The following is a 24596-nucleotide window of genomic DNA, read 5'->3' as shown; positions in this document are numbered from 1 at the left end:
CGAATGGCTAAATTAACTAAACGCGCTCGCCTAATCCGCGAAAAAGTAGACTCGGGCAAAGAGTACGAAATCAACGAAGCTGTTGCGCTTCTTAAAGAACTAGCGACTGCTAAGTTCGCAGAGAGCGTTGACGTAGCAGTTAACCTTGGTATCGATGCGAAGAAATCTGACCAAAACGTTCGTGGTGCAACTGTACTACCTAACGGTACTGGTAAAGACGTTCGCGTTGCAGTATTCACTCAAGGTGCAAACGCTGAAGCAGCTAAAGAAGCTGGTGCTGACATCGTTGGTATGGAAGACCTAGCTGAGCAAGTTAAGAAAGGTGAAATGGACTTTGACGTAGTAGTTGCTAGCCCAGACGCGATGCGCGTTGTTGGTCAACTAGGTCAAATCCTAGGTCCACGTGGCCTTATGCCTAACCCTAAAACTGGTACTGTAACGCCTGACGTTGCAACAGCAGTTAAGAACGCGAAAGCTGGTCAGGTACGCTACCGTAACGATAAGAACGGTATCATCCACGCTAGCATCGGTAAGATTGCGTTCGAAGCGAACCAAATTCAAGAAAACCTTGAAGCGCTACTTGAAGCATTGAAGAAAGCTAAGCCTTCTTCTGCTAAAGGTACATACATCAAGAAGATCAGCCTAAGCACTACAATGGGTGCTGGCGTATCTCTAGATAAGGCTTCTGTAGGTCTTTAATTCCTTTGAGCGAAAGCTCGTTGGAATCTCTTAAAGGTTATGGGTTGGAGCTGTTCATTTAGCAGTGCTAATAAGCAGCTCCCGTCCTAGACCGCAGGTGCGGTGTGGTGAAAGAGGTAAGAGAACTTTCACAATCAACATACTGCTTAATACAACAACCTGCGCAGACGGTGGTTTGACTCAGACTCTCTGGGGTAACAAACACCGTAGAGCGGTATCAATCATGAGGATTGGTATCAATCTGTGAACCCTGACGGCGTAAGTAGGCGACTACATACAAAGTCAGATACAAAGAGGTGAACTCAGTGGCACTAGGTTTAGCAGCAAAAAAAGAGATCGTAGCAGAAATTTCTGATGTTGCGTCTCGCGCTCTATCCGTAGCCGTTGCTGAATACCGTGGGATGGAAGTTGGTGAACTGACTGAACTACGTGTTAAAGCTCGTGAGCAAGGCGTATACCTAAAGGTTGTACGTAACACTCTTGCAAAACGTGCTCTAGCAGGCAGTCAATTTGCAGACTTAGACAGCGCCTTAACTGGTCCGCTTATCTATGGTTTCTCTATCGACGCACCAGGCGGTGCGGCACGTCTTTTCAAAGACTTCGGTAAGACTAACGATAAGCTTAAAGTTACTGCACTTTCAATTGGTAGCGGTCTTCTTGGTCCAGAGAAATTGGACGCAGTTGCAGCACTACCTACCCGCGACGAAGCGCTTGCGAAACTACTTGCAACCTTCAAAGCACCAGTTGGGAAATTCGTTCAAACAATCAACGAAGTTCCTGGCAAGTTTGTGCGCGTATTGGCGGCGGTCAAAGACACCAAGTAATTGGCGTTTTTGGCATATTGATTTTTTTAACATTTTATACCCAGGAGTTTAGAGAAAATGGCTCTAACTAAAGAAGATATCTTAAACGCAATCGCTGAAATGCCAGTAATGGAACTGGTTGAACTAATCGAAGCGGCTGAAGAGAAATTCAACGTATCTGCTGCAGCTGCTGTTGCTGTTGCTGGTCCAGCTGCTGGCGGTGACGCTGCTGCTGCAGAAGAAAAGACTGAATTCGACGTTGTTATGACTTCATTCGGTGGCAACAAAGTTGCAGTTATCAAAGCAGTTCGCGGCGCGACTGGCCTAGGTCTTAAAGAAGCTAAAGAAGTAGTTGAGTCTGCTCCTAAAGCTATCAAAGAAGGCGTAAGCAAAGATGAAGCTGAAGCACTTAAGAAAGAGCTTGAAGAAGCTGGTGCAGAAGTAGAAATCAAGTAATTTGACATAGTCAAATTATTGCCTGAGACGGCAAGGCTGGTGGTTTTTTGAACCACCAGCCTTTTTGCGCTGTATAGCGTGTAGAATCTAACCCTTGGCTACACGACAAAAGGCGCCATTCGGACATACCCATAAAAAGCATAAAAATCCAACAAGTTAACTAATAATTGGTTAAATTTTGTTGTATGCTGGTGTATCTGCCCGAAAAAGGGTTGTGGAAGTTTGTTGCTTAGTGCGCCATTTGAAACGCAGCTTTTAGCCCATAGCACGCGTTTTAAAGCATTTTGCAGCAGGTTGGGTCAAAAATCAGCAGGCTGAGGAACCCATGGTTTACTCTTATAGCGAAAAGAAACGTATCCGTAAGGATTTTGGCAAACGCCCACAGGTATTGGAAATTCCATACCTTCTTTCAATTCAGCTTGATTCTTTCAAAAAGTTTATTGAGATCGATGCAGATGCTCAATACGGTTTGGAAGCAGCATTTCGTTCCGTTTTTCCAATTAAAAGCTACTCAGGTAGTTCAGAGCTTCAGTATGTAAGCTATCGCCTGGGAGAGCCGGTTTTCGACGTTAAAGAATGTCAAATTCGTGGCGTCACATTCTCTGCTCCGTTAAGAGTAAAACTACGGTTAGTGTTGTTCGATAAAGACGCTGCGCCAGGTACAGTAAAAGATATTAAAGAACAAGAAGTGTACATGGGCGAGATCCCGTTGATGACAGAGAACGGTACGTTCGTTATCAATGGTACTGAGCGTGTTATCGTGTCACAGCTACACCGTTCACCTGGTGTATTCTTTGATCACGACAAAGGTAAAACCCACTCGTCAGGTAAAGTGCTATATAACGCACGTGTAATTCCTTACCGTGGTTCGTGGTTAGACTTTGAGTTTGACCCGAAAGATAACCTATTCGTACGTATCGACCGTCGTCGTAAGTTGCCTGCAACTATTATCTTACGCGCGCTTGAAATGTCGTCTGAAGAAATCCTAGATACCTTCTTCGACAAAGTAGCGATCCGTATCGACAAAGACAAATTAATGATGGAAGTGGTTCCAGATCGCCTACGTGGTGAAACGGCAGCTTTTGACATTATTGACGGTGAAGGCAACGTAGTTGTTGAAACTGGTCGTCGTATTTCTGCGCGTCACACACGTGCACTGGAGAAAGCCGGACTTACTGAGCTTGAAGTGCCAGCTGATTACCTAATCGGCCGTGTTTATGCTGCAACTTACGTCAATGAAGATACAGGCGAAGTTATTGTTACAGCGAACGACGAGTTAACGCTTGAAAACCTAGCGGCGCTAAGCCAAGCGGGAATCAAAGAGTTCGAAACGCTTTACATTAACGAGCTAGATCACGGTTCATACATTTCAGATACACTACGTATCGACTCTTCAACTAACCGCCTAGAAGCGCTAGTTGAAATTTACCGTATGATGCGTCCTGGTGAGCCACCAACAAAAGATGCAGCAGAAACCCTTTTCGATAACTTGTTCTTCTCTGATGAGCGCTACGACCTATCTTCAGTTGGTCGTATGAAGTTCAACCGCCGTCTAGGCCGTGAAGAGCTAATTGGTGCTGGTACACTAGATAAAGAAGACATTATTGCTGTAATGAAGCAGCTAATAATGATTCGTGACGGTAAAGACGAAGTTGATGACATCGATCACCTAGGTAACCGTCGTATCCGTTCTGTGGGTGAAATGGCAGAGAACCAGTTCCGCGTTGGTCTTGTACGTGTAGAGCGTGCAGTTAAAGAGCGTCTAAGCTTAGGCGACCTAGACAACGTAATGCCACAAGATCTAATTAACGCTAAGCCTATCTCGGCAGCGGTTAAAGAGTTCTTCGGTTCATCACAGCTTTCTCAGTTCATGGACCAAAACAACCCGTTATCAGAAGTAACGCATAAGCGTCGTATTTCTGCATTAGGCCCGGGTGGTCTTACACGTGAACGTGCAGGCTTCGAAGTTCGAGACGTACACCCGACTCACTACGGTCGTCTATGTCCAATCGAAACGCCGGAAGGACCGAACATCGGTCTAATTAACTCATTGGCAAGCTTCGCGCGTACCAATGACTTTGGTTTCCTAGAAACGCCGTTCCGTCGCATCGTAGACGGTGTGGTAACTGACGAAATCGATTACTTATCTGCAATTGAAGAAGGTCAATTCGCAATCGCTCAGGCTAACATCGCGTTAACTGAAGCTGGCGAGTTGGTTGACGACCTAATTCCATGTCGTCACCGCGGTGAAACAACCTTGATGCCTAAAGAAGACATCAAGTACATGGACGTTTCACCTCAGCAAATCGTTTCAATTGCTGCAAGCATTATCCCATTCCTAGAGCACGATGATGCGAACCGTGCACTAATGGGTGCGAACATGCAACGTCAGGCAGTACCTACACTACGCGCTGATAAGCCGCTAGTTGGTACCGGTATGGAAAGAACTATCGCGGTTGACTCAGGTGTTACTGTAGTTGCTAAGCGCGGTGGTGTGGTTGATTACGTAGATGCCAGCCGTATCGTTATTAAAGTAGACGAAGATGAAATGCTTCCAGGTGAAGCAGGTATCGATATCTACAACCTGACTAAGTACACACGTTCTAACCAAAACACATGTATTAATCAGAAGCCTACTTGTAGTGTTGGCGACCCGATTGTTGCAGGTGACGTGCTAGCTGATGGTCCTTCAACAGACCTAGGTGACCTTGCACTTGGTCAGAACATGCGTATCGCGTTCATGCCGTGGAATGGTTACAACTTTGAGGATTCAATCCTTATTTCTGAGCGTGTAGCGCAGGAAGACCGTTTTACGACTATCCACATTCAAGAGCTTAGCTGTATCGCTCGTGATACTAAGCTTGGGCCAGAAGAAATTTCTTCTGATATCCCGAACGTGGGTGAGTCTGCACTGAGCAAGCTTGATGAATCAGGCGTTGTTTACATTGGTGCAGAAGTGAAAGGCGGTGACATCCTTGTAGGTAAAGTAACGCCTAAAGGTGAAACGCAGCTTACGCCAGAAGAGAAACTACTACGTGCAATCTTCGGTGAAAAAGCGTCTGACGTTAAAGACACGTCTCTACGTGTACCTAACTCTGTTCACGGTACCGTAATCGACGTTCAAGTATTTACCCGTGACGGTGTAGAGAAAGACAAGCGCGCGCTAGAAATTGAAGATATGCAACTACGTCAGGTTAAGAAAGACCTTACCGACGAGTTCGAAATTCTTGCAGACGGTATCTTTGCTCGTGCACAAACTGCACTTATCCGTGCTGGTGTTGACCAAGCTAAGCTGGACAGCCTACCGCGTGAAAAGTGGTTTGAAATTGCACTTAACAGCGAAGACGCACAGCTAGAGCTAGACCAAATTGCTGATCAGCACGCGGAAATCAAATTAGACTTCGATAAGAAGTTTGAAGCGAAGCGTCGCAAGATCACACAAGGCGATGACCTAGCACCTGGCGTACTTAAGATCGTTAAGGTTTACCTTGCGGTTAAGCGTCACATCCAACCGGGTGACAAAATGGCCGGTCGTCACGGTAACAAAGGTGTTATCTCGACTATCCAGCCTGTAGAAGACATGCCATACGATGCTAACGGTACGCCGGTAGATATCGTACTTAACCCACTAGGTGTACCGTCTCGTATGAACATCGGTCAGATCCTAGAAACGCACTTGGGTATGGCTGCACACGGTCTTGGTGTGAAGATTGATCGCATGATTAAAGAGCAGCGTGAGCTGGCTGAACTACGTGACTTCTTGAAGAAGGTGTACGAGCTTGGTGAGAATCACCAAGAAGTTGACATCGATAGCTTCACAGATCACGAAGTTCGTCGTCTAGCTGAAAACCTTCGTAAGGGTGTTCCAGTAGCAACACCTGTATTCGACGGTGCACGTGAATCTGAAATCAAAGAAATGCTGAAGCTTGCTGATATTCCAGAAAGCGGTCAGATTTCATTGTTCGACGGTCGTACCGGTCGCGAGTTTGAGCGTCCAGTTACGGTTGGTTACATGTACATGCTGAAACTGAACCACTTAGTAGACGACAAAATGCACGCGCGTTCTACTGGTTCTTACAGCCTTGTTACACAGCAGCCTCTTGGTGGTAAAGCACAGTTCGGTGGTCAGCGCTTCGGTGAGATGGAAGTGTGGGCACTTGAAGCATACGGTGCTGCATATACCCTTCAGGAAATGCTTACTGTTAAGTCAGATGACGTTAACGGCCGTACCAAGATGTACAAGAACATCGTCGATGGCGACCACAGAATGGAGCCTGGCATGCCAGAGTCATTCAACGTACTACTTAAAGAAATTCGCTCGTTGGGTATCAACATCGAGCTTGAAGAGAAGTAATACGGCAATCGCCGCGTAATGTTATGAGATGGCCCGGTGCTTGCGCCGGGCTCTAGAGACTGACTCCGCTGGGAGAGTAATGTGAAAGACTTATTAAAGTTTCTAAAGCAACAAAACAAGACTGAAGAATTCGATAATATTCGAATCGGTCTGTCTTCACCTGACATGATCCGTTCATGGTCATTCGGTGAAGTTAAAAAGCCTGAAACAATCAACTACCGTACGTTCAAGCCTGAGCGTGACGGTCTGTTCTGTGCGCGTATCTTTGGTCCGGTTAAAGACTATGAGTGTCTTTGCGGTAAGTACAAGCGCCTTAAGCACCGTGGTGTTATCTGTGAGAAGTGTGGCGTTGAAGTTACACTGACTAAAGTTCGTCGTGAGCGCATGGGTCACATCGAGCTAGCTAGCCCGGTTGCACACATTTGGTTCCTTAAATCACTTCCGTCTCGTATCGGCCTAATGCTAGATATGACACTTCGTGATATTGAACGTGTACTTTACTTTGAATCATACGTGGTAACAGAGCCAGGTATGACTACCCTTGAGCGCAGCCAGCTTCTTAACGAAGAAGAGTACTTGGATGCACTTGAAGAGCACGGTGATGAGTTTGAAGCGAAGATGGGTGCTGAAGCAGTATTCGATCTTCTTACTGCACTTAACGTAGACGCAGACGTTGCGGCTATGCGTGAAGAGCTGCCTTCAATCAACTCTGAAACTAAGCGTAAGAAAATTACTAAGCGTCTTAAGTTGCTTGAGTCATTCCAACAGTCTGGTAACAAGCCAGAGTGGATGATCATGACGGTACTTCCGGTACTTCCACCAGACCTACGTCCTCTAGTACCACTAGATGGCGGCCGTTTTGCAACGTCTGACCTTAACGACCTATACCGTCGTGTAATTAACCGTAACAACCGTCTTAAGCGTCTTCTAGACCTAGCTGCTCCAGACATCATCGTACGCAACGAAAAGCGTATGCTTCAAGAGTCTGTTGATGCGCTTCTAGATAACGGACGTCGTGGTCGTGCGATTACCGGTTCTAACAAGCGTCCGCTTAAGTCGCTTGCAGACATGATTAAAGGTAAGCAAGGTCGTTTCCGTCAAAACCTTCTTGGTAAGCGTGTTGACTACTCAGGTCGTTCTGTAATTACCGTTGGTCCTACACTACGTCTTCACCAGTGTGGTCTTCCTAAGAAGATGGCACTTGAGCTATTTAAGCCGTTTATCTACGGTAAGCTTGAAGGTCGTGGTCTTGCCACTACAATCAAAGCTGCTAAGAAGCTAGTAGAGCGCGAAGCACCAGAGGTTTGGGACGTACTAGATGACGTTATCCGTGAACACCCGGTACTACTTAACCGTGCACCTACACTTCACCGTTTGGGTATCCAAGCATTCGAACCAACACTAATCGAAGGTAAAGCGATTCAGCTTCACCCGCTAGTGTGTGCGGCGTACAACGCCGACTTCGATGGTGACCAAATGGCGGTACACGTTCCGTTGACAATCGAAGCACAGCTAGAAGCACGTGCACTTATGATGTCAACGAACAACATTCTGTCACCTGCGAATGGTGAGCCAATCATCGTACCTTCACAGGACGTTGTATTGGGTCTTTACTACCTAACGCGTGACAAAGTAAACGGCTTAGGCGAAGGCATGGTATTTACCAGCCCGAATGAAGCAGAAAAAGCATACCGCACAGGTAATGCTGAGCTTCACTCTCGCGTTAAAGTACGTATTACTGAATATGACATCGATGAAGATGGCAACAAAACTGAGAAAGTAACACTAACTGACACTACTGTTGGTCGTGCAATTTTCTCACTGATCCTTCCAAAGGGTCTGCCGTTTGAAATCATCAACCAAGCGATGGGCAAGAAGCAAATTTCAAAACTATTGAATGCTTGTTACCGTACGCTAGGTCTGAAAGACACAGTAATTGCTGCTGACCAAATCATGTATACCGGTTTCCACTACGCGATGATCGCGGGTGCGTCTGTTGGTATCGACGATATGGTTATCCCTGCTGCTAAGAAAGACATCATCGATGCAGCGGAAGCAGAAGTTATCGAAATTCAGGAACAGTTCCAAAACGGTCTTGTTACCGCGGGTGAGCGTTACAACAAAGTTATCGATATCTGGTCAAATGCTAACGAAAAAGTTGCTAAGGCCATGATGGATAACCTTAAGACTGACATCGTAATTAACCGCGATGGCGAAGAAGAAGAGCAATCATCATTTAACTCTGTTTACATGATGGCCGACTCGGGTGCTCGTGGTAGTGCCGCTCAGATTCGTCAGCTAGCAGGTATGCGTGGTCTGATGGCTAAGCCAGATGGCTCAATCATCGAAACCCCAATTACGGCGAACTTCCGTGAAGGTCTGAACGTACTACAGTACTTCATCTCGACTCACGGTGCTCGTAAAGGTCTAGCGGATACCGCACTTAAGACAGCTAACTCGGGTTACCTAACGCGTCGTCTAGTAGACGTTGCACAAGACTTGGTAATCACTAACGACGACTGTGGCACATTCGAAGGTGTTCAAATGACACCACTAATCGAAGGTGGTGACGTTGTTGAGCCACTACGCGAGCGTGTACTAGGTCGTGTGGTAGCAGAAGATGTACTTAAGCCAGGCACTAACGAAGTACTAGTAGAGCGTAACGTTCTTCTAGATGAAGCGTTAGTAGACATGCTTGAAGCTAACTCAGTTGACCAAATCATGGTTCGCTCGGTAATCACTTGTGACAACGACTTCGGTGTTTGTGCTAAGTGTTACGGCCGTGACCTTGCACGTGGTCACATGGTGGGTAGCGGTGAATCGGTTGGTGTTATTGCAGCACAGTCAATCGGTGAGCCAGGTACACAGCTTACCATGCGTACGTTCCACATCGGTGGTGCGGCATCAAGAGCGTCTGCTGAGAACAGCGTACAAGTTAAGACTGCGGGTAGCCTTAAGCTACACAACGCGAAATTCGTACGTAACTCTGACGGCAAAGTGGTTATCGTTTCTCGTTCAACAGAACTTACTGTTATCGACGAGCAAGGCCGTGAGAAAGAGCGCTATAAAGTACCTTACGGTGCTGTACTTAGCGTGGATGACGGTGCAACCATTGCAGCTGGCGACATTGTTGCTAACTGGGATCCGCATAGTCACCCAATCATCACTGAACGTGCAGCTAAGATTAGCTTCGCAGACATTGATGACTCTAACACTGAAATGCAGCAAGACGAGCTTACTGGTCTAACACGTATCGTTGTTAAAGACCTTGCGAAAGTTAACGCTAAAGAGCCTAAGCTAATTCTTGAAAGCGACGAGTTCGGCCTTCAAGAAATTCGTCTTCCAAGCTTCACCACTATCGAAGCGAAAGAAGGCAAAGTGGCTAACGAAGGTGACGTGTTAGCACGTATTCCTCAGGAAAGCTCGAAGACTCGTGATATCACGGGTGGTCTACCGCGCGTTGCGGATCTATTTGAAGCTCGTAAGCCTAAAGAGCCTGCAATTCTTGCAGAAATCTCAGGTACTATCGGCTTCGGTAAAGAGACCAAAGGTAAGAAGCGTCTTGTAATTACACCTGCTGAGGGTGACGCGTACGAAGAGATGATTCCTAAGTGGCGTCAGCTTAACGTATTCGAAGGTGAGAAAGTGGAAAAAGGCGAAGTTATCGCTGATGGTCCAGAGTCGCCGCACGATATCCTACGTCTACGTGGTATCTCAGCAGTAGCAAACTACATCGTGAACGAAGTTCAGGAAGTTTACCGTCTACAGGGTGTTAAGATTAACGATAAGCACATCGAAGTAGTTATCCGTCAGATGCTACGTAAGTGTATTATCACTAATCCAGGCGATACGCAGTTCCTTGAAGGCGAACAGGTTGAAGTATCGAACGTTAAAGTGGCTAACCGTGAAATTGAAAAACACGGCAAGATCCCAGCGCAGTATGAAACACAGCTGCTTGGTATCACTAAAGCGTCACTGTCTACTGAGTCATTTATCTCAGCAGCATCGTTCCAAGAAACAACACGTGTTCTAACTGAAGCTGCGGTTCAAGGTAAAGAAGATGACCTACGCGGTCTGAAAGAAAACGTAATCGTTGGTCGTCTAATTCCAGCGGGTACAGGTTTCGCTTACCACGAACGCCGCGCACAGCGCCGCAAAGAGCAAATCGAAGAAATGTCAGTTTCTGCTGCTGAAGCAGAACAGGCACTAACCGAAGCGCTTAACGCTGGTGCAGACGAAGATACTGCCGAATAAGGCATGATCATAGGAGTGCGTTAACGTACTCCTAACAAATTGGCAGGCAAGGCGTACAAAAAGCAGGAAAACTTCCTGTCTAACCTTTGTACACCTTGACAGTCAGGGCGATGATCATTAATATTCCGCGACCCGATTTTTGATAGCCTAAAAAAGGTACTAAAAACGGTCGCGGTTTTTTGTATTAGCGCTCAGTGAATATTGACGAGCACAATGTTCACATAAAAAGGGCGACGAATTTTAAAAGTCGCATAAATAGGACCCAATCATAGTGATTGGGTTTTCGTAGTTTTTAATCAGGAGCTAGTTAATGGCAACAGTTAACCAGTTAGTGCGCAAGCCGCGTAGAAAGCCCGTTGAAAAAAGCAACGTAGCTGCTCTACAAGCTTGTCCACAAAGACGTGGTGTATGTACTCGTGTATATACTACTACGCCTAAGAAACCAAACTCTGCACTACGTAAAGTATGTCGTGTACGTCTAACTAACGGTTTTGAAGTTTCTTCATACATCGGTGGTGAAGGTCACAACCTACAAGAGCACAGTGTAGTACTTATCCGTGGTGGTCGTGTTAAAGATCTACCAGGTGTTCGTTATCACACAGTTCGCGGTACTCTTGACTGCGCAGGTGTAAACGATCGTAAACAAGCCCGTTCTAAGTACGGCGCGAAGAAGCCTAAGTCTTAACGGTTCTCCGTTAGTAAGGCCAAACTGAAGTTTAAGAGTTTTGGGTTTTCCCTGAATTCATACGGAGAATAGAAAATGCCAAGAAGAAGAGTCGTAGGTCAACGTAAAATCCTACCAGAGCCAAAATTTGGTTCACAACTGCTTGCGAAATTCATGAATGTCGTAATGCTCGACGGCAAAAAGTCAGTCGCTGAAAAAATCGTTTACGGTGCGCTTGATATTGTTGCTGAAAAAACCGGCAAAGCACACCTAGATATCTTCGAGGAAGCGCTTGATAACATCCGCCCAACAGTAGAGGTTAAGTCTCGTCGTGTTGGTGGTTCAACTTATCAGGTTCCAGTTGAAGTACGTCCAGTTCGTCGTAACGCGCTAGGTATGCGTTGGATGGTTGAAGCTGCACGTAAACGTGGCGAAAAGTCTATGGCACAACGCCTAGCGGCTGAAATGCTAGACGCAGCAGATAACAAAGGTTCAGCGGTTAAGAAACGTGAAGACGTTCACCGTATGGCCGAAGCAAACAAAGCGTTTGCTCACTACCGTTGGTAATCAACGTTATTTAACTGAGAGAGATTTATGCCTCGTAAGACCTCGATTGAGCGTTATCGCAATATTGGTATTGTGGCTCACGTGGACGCGGGTAAAACCACGACCACAGAGCGTGTTCTGTTCTATACAGGACTGTCTCACAAAATCGGTGAAGTGCACGATGGTGCTGCTACCATGGACTGGATGGAGCAAGAGCAGGAGCGTGGTATTACTATCACGTCTGCTGCAACGACTTGTTTCTGGTCTGGTATGGAGCAACAGTTCGATCAACACAGGATCAACATCATCGACACCCCTGGACACGTAGACTTTACTATTGAAGTAGAGCGTTCATTACGTGTGCTAGACGGTGCGGTAGTGGTTTTCTGTGGGTCTTCTGGGGTAGAACCTCAATCAGAGACAGTCTGGCGACAGGCTGACAAATATCAAGTGCCACGCCTAGTGTTCGTTAATAAGATGGACCGGGCTGGCGCTGATTTTGAACGTGTTGTGGGTCAAATCCGCAAGCGTTTAGGCGCAAACTGTGTTCCGATTCAAATCAACATGGGCGCTGAAGAGAATTTCCATGGCGTCATCGACCTCGTGAAGATGAAAGCCATCAACTGGAATGAAGACGACATGGGTATGACATTTACCTATGAAGACATTCCGGCTGAATATTTAGATACCGCTGAGCAGTACCGCACCGAAATGATCGAAGCGGCTGCTGAAGCATCAGACGAGCTAATGGACAAGTACTTGGAAGGCGAAGAGCTGACCGAGGAAGAAATCCGTTTAGGCCTTCGTAAGCGTACACTGAACAACGAAATTGTTCTTGCCACTTGTGGCAGTGCCTTCAAAAACAAAGGTGTTCAGGCTGTACTAGACGCTGTTATTCAATATCTTCCTTCTCCTACTGAAGTTAAAGCCATTACAGGTGTGCTTGACGATAAAGATGAGACGGAAGCAGAGCGTCATTCAAGCGACGATGAGCCGTTCTCGGCACTTGCATTCAAAATAGCGACCGACCCGTTTGTAGGTACGTTAACGTTTTTCCGTTGTTATTCTGGTGTGGTTAACACCGGTGACACGGTTTATAACCCTGTTAAAGGCAAGCGCGAACGTTTTGGTCGTATCGTGCAAATGCACGCGAAAGACCGTGAAGAAATTAAAGAAGTACGCGCAGGTGACATCGCTGCGGCCATTGGCCTTAAAGATGTTACTACCGGTGATACGCTTTGTGATCCAAATCACGTTATCACATTGGAACGTATGGAATTCCCAGAGCCGGTAATTTCAATTGCGGTTGAGCCTAAGTCTCAAGCTGACCAAGAGAAGATGGGCATTGCCCTAAGTAAGCTTGCGGCAGAAGACCCGTCGTTTAAAGTGAAAACTGACGACGAGACTGGTCAAACGATTATCTCTGGTATGGGTGAACTTCACCTTGATATCATTGTCGACCGCATGAAGCGCGAATTCAAAGTTGAATGTAACGTAGGTAACCCTCAGGTTGCCTATCGCGAAACCCTTCGTAAAAACGTTGAAGTTGAAGGGAAGTTCGTTCGTCAGTCTGGCGGCCGTGGCCAATTTGGTCATGTATGGTTACGCATTGAGCCTCAAGAAGAAGGGGCTGGCTACGAATTTGTGAACGAAATCGTCGGTGGTGTGGTACCAAAAGAGTTCATTCCAGCGGTCGATAAAGGAATTCAGGAGCAGATGCGAAGTGGTGTTCTTGCAGGGTATCCGGTACTTGATGTTAAGGTTACGTTGTTTGATGGTTCATACCACGATGTTGACTCTTCTGAAATGGCGTTTAAGATCGCCGGCTCTATGGGTTTCAAAAAAGGCGCCGCAGAAGCAAATCCGGTGTTACTTGAACCCACAATGAAAGTTGAAGTGACTACTCCAGAGGATTGGATGGGTGACGTTGTTGGTGACCTTAACCGTCGTCGCGGCATGATCGAAGGTATGGAAGATGGCGTAGCAGGTGTTAAAATAATACGTGCAAAAGTGCCGCTTTCAGAAATGTTTGGGTACGCAACTGATTTGCGTTCACAAACACAAGGTCGTGCTTCATACTCTATGGAGTTCTTCAATTATTCTGAGGCGCCTAACAATGTGGCGCAGGCTATTATTGAATCTAGAATTTAATCTAAATGAAGGTTCGGTCCGGTCTATTTGTGGGTCGGACTTTTAACTTAGGAAACGAGAAAAATGGCAAAAGAAAAGTTTGAACGTACGAAACCCCACGTAAACGTGGGTACAATCGGCCACGTTGACCACGGTAAAACTACCCTAACTGCAGCAATCACTACAGTTCTTTCTAAGACTTACGGTGGTAACGCACAGGCTTTCGATCAAATCGATAACGCGCCTGAAGAAAAAGCACGTGGTATCACCATCTCTACTTCACACGTAGAATACGATACTCCTACTCGTCACTACGCACACGTAGACTGCCCAGGACACGCTGATTACGTTAAAAACATGATCACTGGTGCTGCTCAGATGGACGGTGGTATCCTAGTAGTTGCTGCGACTGATGGTCCTATGCCACAGACTCGTGAGCACATCCTACTTGGTCGTCAGGTTGGTATTCCTTACATCATCGTATTCATGAACAAGTGTGACATGGTTGACGATGAAGAGCTTCTAGAGCTAGTAGAAATGGAAGTTCGTGAACTTCTTAACGAATACGAATTCCCAGGTGATGACCTACCAGTTATCCAAGGTTCAGCTCTTAAGGCGCTTGAAGGCGACCCAGAGTGGGAAAAGAAAATCATCGAGCTTGGTGAAGCGCTTGATTCATACATCCCAGAGCCAGAGCGTGCAATCGACAAGCCGTTCATCCTTCCAATCGAAGACGTATTCTCAATCTCAGGCCGTGGTACTGTTGTAACTGGTCGTGTAGAGCAAGGTATCGTTAAAGTTGGTGAAGAAGTAGAAATCGTAGGTATCAAAGAAACTACTAAGACTACTTGTACTGGTGTTGAGATGTTCCGTAAGCTTCTTGACGAAGGCCGCGCGGGTGAGAACGTTGGTGTTCTTCTACGTGGTACTAAGCGTGACGAAGTTGAGCGTGGTCAAGTACTAGCTAAGCCTGGTTCAATCACTCCACACGTTAACTTCGAAGCAGAAGTATACGTACTATCTAAAGATGAAGGTGGCCGTCATACTCCATTCTTCAAAGGTTACCGTCCACAGTTCTACTTCCGTACAACTGACGTAACTGGTGCTGTAGAGCTTCCAGAAGGCGTAGAAATGGTAATGCCTGGTGACAACCTTAAATTCAAAGTTGAGCTAATTGCTCCGATCGCGATGGAAGAAGGTCTTCGTTTCGCAATCCGTGAAGGTGGTCGTACAGTAGGTGCTGGTGTTGTATCTAAGATCCTAGACTAATCTAGACTTAGCAACATAAGGTACAAAAAAGCGCACTTAGGTGCGCTTTTTTTATGCCTTTTTGAAAGTGCGTGAGTGTATGCCCTCTGAAACCCTACACCGCAAGGATGCGGTGTAGGAGCCCCCATGGATGGGTTTAGGGCGTGTTTCAGAGGGCATACACTCACTCCCTTCTTGAGGCCTAGCAAAAAGTTTGAGGGAGAGGAAGGAATACGCCGTGAACCCATCCGTGCTTTTGTATTAGCGGCTTCGCAGCTGCATCCATGCAGCTGAGAGTTCTAGTTTGAATAAGCGCCACCCCTTTAGCATCTATAAAGTTTGGGGGACAGGGAAACCACGTCGTGAGCCCGTCCCTGGGCGCTCCGCCACAGCATCCATGCTGTGGAAGGTTTGAAACGGCATATTGATTTCACTCACTCAGCAGTAGGAATAAGCTTGTGGGAGAGGAGAGAACACACGGTGAACCCAGTCTTTTAGTAGCAATAAAAAAGCCAGTGAAAAGTCACTGGCTTTGTATTGGGTAGAAGTTAGAGAATCAGTCTCAACTTGATCTGTCAGATTCGAATAATAGGACTCAACCAAATCTGACAGTCGCATTTGTGCCAATAGCAGCCGTTCGAATATTTGTAATTAAACGGCAGAAGAGTACGTGAAGCAGACCTTGGCTCATTAAGATTTTAATGACACGAATGAGGTAATCAACGGTCATGCTACTAATAAAAATTGAATGGCTGCTTTAGCCGAATACCTATGACAAAGCTCCAACATAAAACTGATAATTCGAGACTAATTCTCCGTACTAGAAGAACACACTTCTGCAATGCTATCTAATTGATGCAATACCCCGCACTCTTTAACCTTCTTATCATGATCGCAAGCAGAACGAATTGAAATCAGTGTTTCTTGTAGTACTTTTAATTCAGCTATCCGATGTTCGATATCGTCAACATGCTTATCTATTGTAGTATTAACGTTTTCGCAGCTATTCTCTGGGTTTGCTCGGGTTTCCAGTACTAATTTAATTTCCTCGATTGTCATATCTAATGCGCGACATTGCTTTATAAACAATAACTGCTTCAGTGCATCTTCAGAGTAGCTTCGATAATTCGATGCCGTTCGCTCAGGTGCAGCCAATAGTGATTTACGCTCATAAAAACGAATTGTCTGAATACTTAACCCTGTCTTAGCTGCCAGAAGCCCAATTTTCATTTTAACTTGCCTAAAGCTTGACTCTATACCAAGTATAGAGTTTACACTCGCGTTATAGGTGAGTAAAGCGAGTGTTTTTATGAGTGGTTGTGGGTGCGAAATTGAGATAAAAGACCAAGAACAAAAGGCAGTTCTCTACTGGCTATTGGGCATCAATGCTGTGATATTTATCATTGAAATGAGTGTAGGGTTACTCGCTGACTCAACAGCACTTATTGCAGACTCCCTTGATATGTTGGCTGACGCAGTCGTTTACGGTGTTGGTATATATGCAGTAGGGAAAACAATTGTTCACAAAGCCAATGCTGCAAAGGTAAGTGGATATTTTCAATTGGCATTAGGCCTATTAATTTTGTTTGACATAGCTCGTCGCGCAACCTTTGGAAGTGGGCCTGAATCTATGCTTATGATGGGCATGGGCGGTGTTGCACTTATCGCTAACGTTATATGTTTGGCGATAATCAGAAAACAAAAAAATGGCGAGGTGCATATGCGAGCAAGTTGGATATTCTCGGCAAACGACGTCATTGCAAACATAGGAGTGATATTGGCGGGTGTGATGGTTTATCTATTCGATACTCGTTGGCCTGATTTGGTCATAGGTTTTATTGTGTCTATCGTTGTGTTACGAGGCGCAGTCTTAATTCTAAAAGACGCCAGACAGGAATTCCGTGAAAACAGCTCGACGAATGGAGAGATCGTATGAATTTCACTCAAGCAGCAAAACCTTACATACTTCAAAAACTGAGCGCCGCGCATCAATCCCTTTCGAACAATGACAATAAAGCAGGATTTAAGGCCTTAGAGGATGCTCATGTCATCGGTCAGCACTCAACATACCACCACACACGAGTGCATTATGAAATGCTTAAATTTGGAATAGAACGCCGCGACCTTAAAGAGATATTTGGACAAATTTTTAGAATGCTAGGTGCGCTGACTAAAACTCCAATTGGCTTATTGCCTGAGGGCAATACTGGTGGGGCAAACGTGAGTCCATTCAAGTCAATGTCTATTTCACCCGAAAACAAAGCCATATTGGAAAAAATTAGAAATGCACAGTCATAACCATTCACACTCGCAAGAGAATTCAACCGACGCGTCTAAACGTATTGGATGGGCGTTTTTCTTAAATGTGGTGTTCACTGTTATTGAATTCATTGGTGGATGGCTTACCAACAGCACCGCTATTATGGCTGACGCAGTGCACGATTTGGGTGATAGTCTTTCCATTGGTACAGCGTGGGGATTAAACAAGCTTAGCGATAAAGATTCTAATCAAACATTCTCATACGGCTACAAAAGATTTTCCTTACTCGGTGCATTGATTAACGGTATTGTGCTGACGGTAGGCTCCATTTGGATATTGCTTGAAGCGATACCTCGTTTGGCTGAGCCTGAAATGCCCCAAGTTGAAGGGATGGTTTTATTGTCTATCTTTGGGATGGCAGTAAACGGCTTTGCGGCTTATAAACTGAGTGAGGGAGACTCATTAAATGAGCGAGTCCTCAACTGGCATTTGCTGGAAGATGTGCTTGGTTGGGTAGCAGTATTTATCGTGTCCATCGTCTTAATGTTTAAGCCTTGGCCTATTTTAGATCCAATCTTATCCATTGGCTTTACTTTGTTCATCCTTTTCAATGTGTTCCGCAATCTCAAAGAAACCCTAATGCTGTTTTTGCAAGCAACGCCCGATGAAGAACAGCTTTCAAAGATTCGAAGCGATTTACTGGCAAACGATAAGGTAAGTGATCTTCATCATTTTCATATTTGGTCTCTAGACGGTGAGCGTAACGTAATGACGGTCCATCTTGTTCTTGATGAAGATGTCAGTCTTGAGCACCTCCAATCACTCAAAGAAAACATACACAGTTCGTTAGAAAAGTATAAATTTGAACATACGACAGTTGAGCTGGAGTTTGCTAATGAACAATGTCGTGACGAAGTGAATTAGGCTTGGTAACCTTTCATACATGAAAAATCTAAAACGCATAAGTTACATCGTGATCTCGCTGATACTCTTTCAGTCGTTTTCTGCTGTGGCGAATTCGTTAGATTTTCATGCAATAGACATTCAGCACTTGCAACACGAGCATAAGCATTCTGAGCACGAGCAAGTGCAGTCTGAGCTGTCTGCCAATGAAACCAGTGATAAAGTAAGTACAGAGCACCACAATCCTGCTGATTGTCACCATTGCGGCCACTGCCATGGCACACATGCACAATGGGTCAGTCAGAGTCATATCAACAGTCTGAAAACAGTGGTTTCAGTCCACAATTTCAACTATTTAGATGCGGTAATTGACGCACCTATTAACCGCTTACTTCGCCCCCCCAAAATTACTTCCTAGTACGTTTTTTCGATAGCACCGCGCTGATAACACTCGCGATGCTAAATATTGATAAATTATTAGGATATTCCAATGAAAATGTTTCCTATTTTCGGGCATGCATCTGCCATTGTGTGCAGTTGCATACTGGGCTTATTACTCAGTCCACCGACCGCTCATGCGGCGAAAACCAACAGATTTGTAGACAAAAGTGTCCAAGCGCCCATACGAGAAACGCTGACTCTTGAGGACGCTATTAGACTAACACTTGCCAATAATCCAAGTCTGTATGAGTTTAAATTTAAACAACGTGTTATAGACGGAGAGTCAAAAACGGCGGCGCTTAAACCCGCATTGAATGCAGGGGTTGAATTAGAGAACTTTTTGGGAACTGGCGAGGTATCAGGTCTCAAAGAGCTTGAAGTTACCTTGACATTATCATCAGTGTTACAGCTCAATGATAAGCCAGCAGCAAGGTTGAATGTACTCTCTGAACGAAGAATACAGCAAGATGTTGAAAAGCGAATACTCACCTTAGATATCCTCGGTGAGCTTAATCGTCGTTACATCAAAGTACTCGTATTGCAGGCGAACTTAGACGTCATAAAAGATGCAGAGGCACTTGCACTTTATACATTGAATGCCGTAACGAAACGCGTTGAAGCAGGCGCGTCCCCCTTGTTAGAACAAAAACGTGCCCAAGCTGCGCTGGCCCAAGCAAAGCTCGATGTTAATCTAGCTCAACAGGACCTAACGTTTGCCTTGCGCAGTTTATCCATCATGTGGGGGGAGCAGGTACCGAGCTTTAAGCGTGTGGAAGGCGATCTTTTTGCTTTTAATAAGATTGAGTCGTTTGATGCGCTGGCAGTCGCAATCCAAAATAGCCCTCACATTGACCTATACGCTAAACAAAGCCGTGTGCAAGCGGCGCAGCTTCGTTTAGTGCAAGCGAATAACCGCGCTGATATTGAGTGGTCAGCGGGGCTTCGCAGAATGCAAGGTATTGATGAAACAGCACTGGTTGCCGGAGTAAGCGTTCCATTGTTTCAAAAAGAACGAAACCTTGGTGAATATGAAGCAAACAGGGCACGTCTTGACGCAATAGAGCAGCAAAGACAAAGCAACGTTCGAAGCCTATTACATTCAGTTAATCAAGCGTTAGGCGAACATACACGAGCATTGCTAGAGATTGACACACTTCAGCGCAAGGTGATTCCTCCGTTAAAGGGCGCGTTAGATTTAGTCGAGAACGCCTATTTGGAGGGCCGTTTCAGCTACTTGGAATGGGTAACTACTCGACAAAAATTTCTGACAACCCGGCTGACATTAATAGAGGCAGCGTCTCAAGTTCACTTAAGCAAAACAGAAATTGAAACACTCACAGGTCTCGCGCTGACGAATGAGCACAATGATGACTCATTTCACCCAAGTCACAAAAGCAATTGGCAGCAGTCATCTAACATTTCGATAAGAAGTCATGATTATGAATAAATTCACAATACAAAAAGTACTTATTTCTATCTTCACCCTTAGCCTTTATAGCCTAACCGCAATCGCAGGAGGTAAACACAGTGATGTAAGTTCCAGCGATCAAGACAATCACGCAGGTGAAGTCGTAAGAATGAGCAATGAAACAGCAATTCAGAATGGTATTTCTGCAACTCCCGTGCTCGCACGCGATATTGCGTTAACGAGTACGCTTTATGGGCGAATTAGTGCAGACCCCGCCTCATTAAGTCATATAAGAGCACGGTTTGACGGTGTTATTAAAGATGTAAAAGTCAACATTGGCGATTCCGTTAAGAAAGGTGATATTTTAGCGGTTGTTGAGTCCAATGAGAGTTTAAAAAGTTATTCCATCACGTCACCTTTTGATGGCAATGTGATTGCGCGACATGCGAATAATGGTGAGTTATCAAACGGGCAAGTACTTTTTTCGTTAGCTAACTATAAAAACGTATGGGCACAGCTGACCGTTTTTTCACAAATGCTTAGCAGCATCAAGGTTGGACAGTCAGTTGAACTAAGCCACGCAGGTTTCAACCAAACCTCCAAGATTGCATATATTACGCCTTCAGCTGATGGCAATCCACACTCTCTTGCCAATGTAGCTGTCGATAATAGTACTGGATATTGGCCACTCGGTACGCTGGTCAAAGCACAAGTTACGACGTCAACTAAGTCAGTAAGTCATTCGGTTCCTCTATCTTCTGTGCAAGAGTATGAAGCCAAACAAGTTGTTTTTGTGGTTGAGGGTGATGAGTATGCGCCCAGAGCGGTAGAGCTTGGTGTCTCAGATGGTCACTATATCGAGGTTATCAGTGGCCTTGAAGCAGGCGAACGCGTCGTGGCTTCCAATAGCTACATAATTAAAGCAGATTTGGAAAAATCGGAGGCAGGCCATGATCATTAATGCCTCACTACAACTGATATTTCCCTGTCAAATGGCGTGTAGTTCTAAGGGAGGTTTAAGATGCTAGTTTCCATTATTCGTACCGCAATCGAAAAGCGCGGTATTTTTCTGATGCTTTCCTTTTTGGTGATTGGATTAGGCCTATTCAGTTATCAAAAGCTGCCTATTGATGCCGTACCCGATATCACCAACGTTCAGGTACAAATCAACACACAAGCAGAAGGTTATTCACCGCTTGAAACTGAACAACGTATCACCTTTTTGGTAGAAAACGCTTTGGCAGGATTACCAAACTTGGACTACACACGTTCACTATCGCGCTATGGCTTATCACAAGTGACGGCCGTTTTTGAAGAAGGCACGGATCTCTATTTTGCCAGAAACCTCATAAACGAACGGCTAGGCATTATCAAAAGCCAATTGCCCGATGGTATTGAGCCTAAGATGGGGCCGATTGCCACAGGTTTGGGTGAAATTTACATGTACACGCTTAGCGCGAAGCCCGGCACAGTAACTGTCGATGGCAGAAAATTTGATGCAATGGCGCTTCGAGAGTTACACGATTGGGTGGTGAAACCTCAACTGGCCTTGGTGAAAGGGGTAACAGAGGTTAATGCTATTGGGGGGTTTACCAAACAGTATCATGTGAAGCCTAATCCTCAACTTATGCTTAATTACGGCGTTAGTACTGACGATTTATTGCGGGCATTAAATCGAAATAACGCTAATCAGGGCGCTGGGTACATTGAACGCAACGGCCAGCAAATACTAGTACGTTCACAAGCGAGACTTTCGAGCGTTGAGGACATCGGTAACGTGGTGGTAACGCTTACAAACCGATCTCCCGTCACGGTAAGTGACATTGCAGAGGTCGCCATCGGTAAGGAGCTTAGAACGGGCGCTGCAACACGAGAAGGTCAAGAGACGGTGTTGGGCACAGCTATGATGCTAATAGGCGAAAATAGCCGAGCTGTTGCGCTAGACGTGGCTGATAAAGTGGATGAAATCCAAGCAAGCCTGCCAGAGGGCGTAATTATCCAAAGTGTATACGATCGCACTACGCTCGTGGATAAAGCCATCAATACAGTACAAAAAAACCTTGTTGAAGGCGCACTACTCGTTATTGTTGTCTTATTTTTATTGCTGGGCAATATACGGGCAGCAATTATCACCGCCGCTGTCATCCCACTTGCCATGCTTGCCACAATAATAGGCATGGTACAAACGGGCGTTAGCGCGAACCTAATGAGCTTAGGTGCGTTAGACTTTGGACTGATTGTTGACGGAGCGGTTATTATCGTCGAGAACTGTATTAGGCGATTAAGTGAATCGCAGCGGCGAACGGGTGCAATACTGCCTCTTAAAGAACGGCTGGAAGTCGTATTTGAGGCAACGAATGAGGTGATACGCCCAAGTCTATTTGGCGTGATGATAATCACGATTGTGTACATTCCTATCTTTAGCTTAACAGGTGTCGAAGGGAAGATGTTTCACCCAATGGCGGCTACCGTAATATTGGCATTGCTAGCGGCAATGGTATTTTCAATCACCATTGTGCCCGCAGCTGTTGCTATGTTTATGTCAGGCAAAGTCAGTGAAAAAGCGAGTCCAATAATCACTGGGGCTAAATCAGTTTACCGCCCTGTACTGGAGTGGGCATTAAAATTACGATGGTTGGTAGTAGGTGCAGCAACATTACTCGTAGTTATCAGTGTTTGGTTTGGGATGCGCCTAGGTTCTGAATTTGTGCCGCAACTAGATGAGGGTGACATAGCCCTTCATGCAATGAGAGTGCCCGGCACAGGAATTGAACAAGCTGTCGATATGCAAAAACGGCTTGAACAGGTCATTATGCAATACCCACAGGTAAACACCGTATTTGCTAAAACGGGTACTGCTGAGGTGGCTACTGATGCTATGCCACCCAACGTCACTGACACTTTTGTAATGCTAAAACCAATTGATGAATGGCCAAACCCTGCATTATCGAAAACGGAATTTGTCGAGCAATTGGAGAGGGATCTTCAAAATGTACCCGGCAATAACTATGAGTTTACGCAACCTATACAGATGCGCTTTAACGAATTAATTAGTGGCGTTAGGGCAGATTTAGGGATCAAGATATATGGTGATGATCTGGATAAGCTGCGGGATTCAGCTGGTGATGTTTTATCCGTATTACAAGATATTCCGGGCGCTGCTGATGCACGAGTAGAACAAGTAGATGAGATCCCCATCTTCACGGTGAACCCGAAGCCTTATGCGCTGGCGCGTTACAACTTAGACGTAACTGACTTGCAAACGTGGTTAAGTGCATCAGTTGGCGGCAAAGAAGCTGGTTTGGTATTTGAAGGCGACAGACGCTTTGAGATTGTTGTTCGTTATCCTGAAGAGATTCGCAATGATTTAGAAGCGCTGGGAAATATACCCATCATGACCAATGATGGTGAGTATGTGCCAATCGCCGAGGTGGCTGAGCTTGAATATACCAATATACCCAGTCAAATAAGTCGAGAAAACGCAAAACGCCGTATCGTCGTCACAGCAAATGTGAGAGATCGTGATTTAGGCTCTTTTGTCAATGATGCTAAAGAGCAAATCGCAGCCAATGTGGCACTGCCGAGTGGTTATTGGATAAGTTATGGTGGAACGTTTGAGCAATTGGAAAGTGCAAGTCAACGACTGAGCTTGGTTGTGCCCGCAACGCTTTTCCTGATCCTTGCATTACTTGTGATTGCATTTGGCTCAGTCAAAGACGCCTTGATAATTTTCACAGGCGTCCCTTTGGCATTAACTGGCGGCATCTTTGCTCTTTGGATCAGAGATATGCCTCTTTCAATATCGGCAGGGATTGGTTTTATCGCGCTCTCTGGTATTGCTGTATTGAATGGTCTGGTAATGCTGTCTTTTATCAGGCAGAGGATGGAAGAGACTGGCGAGTTGGTAAACTCGATTATTGATGGTGCAATGACTCGCTTGCGGCCAGTGCTGATGACAGCGTTAGTGGCGAGTCTTGGTTTCGTGCCCATGGCGCTTAACGTAGGTACTGGCGCAGAGGTGCAGCGACCTCTGGCAACGGTGGTCATTGGTGGGATCATATCCTCTACCTTGTTAACTCTGGTTGTACTACCTGTACTCTATAGACTCGTTCACTATAAGGTGAATTAGCAGCACTGGGGCATTTGGGTTTATAAATCAATGCCCCGGATTTACTTACCCCCATGACGATCATTCGACTTCTTTTGACAAAATGGGGAGGTGGCTCGTAAATCGCTTTGTAATAAAAATTTGGAGTTGTAGGGTTGGTTATCAATTGTAATATTCAACATTCGGCTTTTGGAGGCGCATCCTGTGGACTATTGTGGTCTGAATAACTGCTTTATGCCACTGAAGAGTCAGTCAGAATAAAGCATATTAACTTCCGCTTATGGTAAATATCGGAATCAAGAGCAGAGAGCCCTGAACGTCT

General features: G+C 45.5%; 17 protein-coding genes. 16 read left to right on the top strand and 1 reads right to left on the bottom strand.

Annotated features, from left to right (window positions below; genetic code table 11):
• Positions 1-3 precede the first annotated feature (3 nt).
• From rplA to tuf, 9 genes are all read left to right on the top strand, one after another.
• Positions 4-699, top strand: a complete 696-nt coding sequence (gene rplA / locus OZ660_RS17805; protein ID WP_159625692.1) for a 50S ribosomal protein L1 — start codon at positions 4-6, stop codon at positions 697-699.
• Positions 700-1004: 305 nt separating this feature from the next.
• Positions 1005-1523, top strand: coding sequence for a 50S ribosomal protein L10 (gene rplJ, locus OZ660_RS17800; RefSeq protein ID WP_274741852.1), 519 nt, complete (start codon positions 1005-1007; stop codon positions 1521-1523).
• A gap of 57 nt (positions 1524-1580) precedes the next feature.
• On the top strand, positions 1581-1958 hold the full coding sequence (gene rplL / locus OZ660_RS17795) for a 50S ribosomal protein L7/L12 (RefSeq protein ID WP_015068303.1): 378 nt from the start codon (positions 1581-1583) through the stop codon (positions 1956-1958).
• 325 nt (positions 1959-2283) lie between these two features.
• Entirely contained in the window at positions 2284-6312 is a 4029-nt protein-coding gene (rpoB, locus tag OZ660_RS17790) for a DNA-directed RNA polymerase subunit beta (protein ID WP_274741851.1), read from the top strand.
• A gap of 81 nt (positions 6313-6393) precedes the next feature.
• A complete protein-coding gene (rpoC, locus tag OZ660_RS17785) occupies positions 6394-10566 on the top strand; it encodes a DNA-directed RNA polymerase subunit beta' (RefSeq protein ID WP_226432011.1) in 4173 nt (1390 codons plus the stop codon).
• Between the two features lie 310 nt (positions 10567-10876).
• The gene (gene rpsL, locus OZ660_RS17780; RefSeq protein ID WP_014951037.1) at positions 10877-11251 is read left to right on the top strand and encodes a 30S ribosomal protein S12; all 375 of its coding nucleotides are present in this window, start codon (positions 10877-10879) and stop codon (positions 11249-11251) included.
• 75 nt (positions 11252-11326) lie between these two features.
• Positions 11327-11797: a 30S ribosomal protein S7 gene (rpsG, locus tag OZ660_RS17775; RefSeq protein WP_014951036.1), complete on the top strand. Its 471-nt coding sequence runs from the start codon at positions 11327-11329 to the stop codon at positions 11795-11797.
• Positions 11798-11824: 27 nt separating this feature from the next.
• Positions 11825-13927 carry an elongation factor G gene (fusA, locus tag OZ660_RS17770; protein WP_202262696.1) on the top strand — a complete coding sequence of 701 codons (2103 nt, stop codon included), beginning with the start codon at positions 11825-11827 and terminating at the stop codon, positions 13925-13927.
• A 63-nt stretch (positions 13928-13990) separates the two neighbouring features.
• Positions 13991-15175, top strand: a complete 1185-nt coding sequence (tuf, locus tag OZ660_RS17765) for an elongation factor Tu (RefSeq protein ID WP_202262561.1) — start codon at positions 13991-13993, stop codon at positions 15173-15175.
• Positions 15176-15961: 786 nt separating this feature from the next.
• Here tuf and cadR read toward each other — a convergent pair.
• A complete protein-coding gene (gene cadR, locus OZ660_RS17760; protein ID WP_014951210.1) occupies positions 15962-16384 on the bottom strand; it encodes a Cd(II)/Pb(II)-responsive transcriptional regulator in 423 nt (140 codons plus the stop codon).
• A gap of 79 nt (positions 16385-16463) precedes the next feature.
• On the opposite strand from cadR, the gene OZ660_RS17755 reads away from it, so the two are divergent.
• From OZ660_RS17755 to OZ660_RS17725, 7 genes are all read left to right on the top strand, one after another.
• Entirely contained in the window at positions 16464-17090 is a 627-nt protein-coding gene (locus tag OZ660_RS17755) for a cation transporter (protein ID WP_274741850.1), read from the top strand.
• Positions 17087-17452 carry a DUF3703 domain-containing protein gene (locus OZ660_RS17750; protein WP_014951212.1) on the top strand — a complete coding sequence of 122 codons (366 nt, stop codon included), beginning with the start codon at positions 17087-17089 and terminating at the stop codon, positions 17450-17452. The genes OZ660_RS17755 and OZ660_RS17750 overlap by 4 nt, the downstream gene beginning before the upstream one ends.
• Complete coding sequence (locus OZ660_RS17745; RefSeq protein ID WP_014951213.1) at positions 17439-18338, top strand: cation diffusion facilitator family transporter; 900 nt, start codon at positions 17439-17441, stop codon at positions 18336-18338. The genes OZ660_RS17750 and OZ660_RS17745 overlap by 14 nt, the downstream gene beginning before the upstream one ends.
• Positions 18339-18357: 19 nt before the next feature.
• Complete coding sequence (locus OZ660_RS17740; RefSeq protein WP_014951214.1) at positions 18358-18735, top strand: hypothetical protein; 378 nt, start codon at positions 18358-18360, stop codon at positions 18733-18735.
• A gap of 72 nt (positions 18736-18807) precedes the next feature.
• Positions 18808-20205 carry a TolC family protein gene (locus OZ660_RS17735; RefSeq protein WP_274741849.1) on the top strand — a complete coding sequence of 466 codons (1398 nt, stop codon included), beginning with the start codon at positions 18808-18810 and terminating at the stop codon, positions 20203-20205.
• Positions 20198-21127, top strand: coding sequence for an efflux RND transporter periplasmic adaptor subunit (locus OZ660_RS17730; RefSeq protein ID WP_014951216.1), 930 nt, complete (start codon positions 20198-20200; stop codon positions 21125-21127). The genes OZ660_RS17735 and OZ660_RS17730 overlap by 8 nt, the downstream gene beginning before the upstream one ends.
• 60 nt (positions 21128-21187) lie before the next feature.
• Positions 21188-24295: an efflux RND transporter permease subunit gene (locus OZ660_RS17725; RefSeq protein ID WP_032096159.1), complete on the top strand. Its 3108-nt coding sequence runs from the start codon at positions 21188-21190 to the stop codon at positions 24293-24295.
• The last annotated feature ends 301 nt before the right edge of the window (positions 24296-24596 follow it).

Source organism: Alteromonas sp. 009811495 (assembly GCF_028865455.1).
GTDB lineage: Bacteria > Pseudomonadota > Gammaproteobacteria > Enterobacterales > Alteromonadaceae > Alteromonas.
The sequence above is the reverse complement of the archived record's forward strand: the minus strand, read 5'-3'. Positions and strand labels throughout refer to the sequence as shown.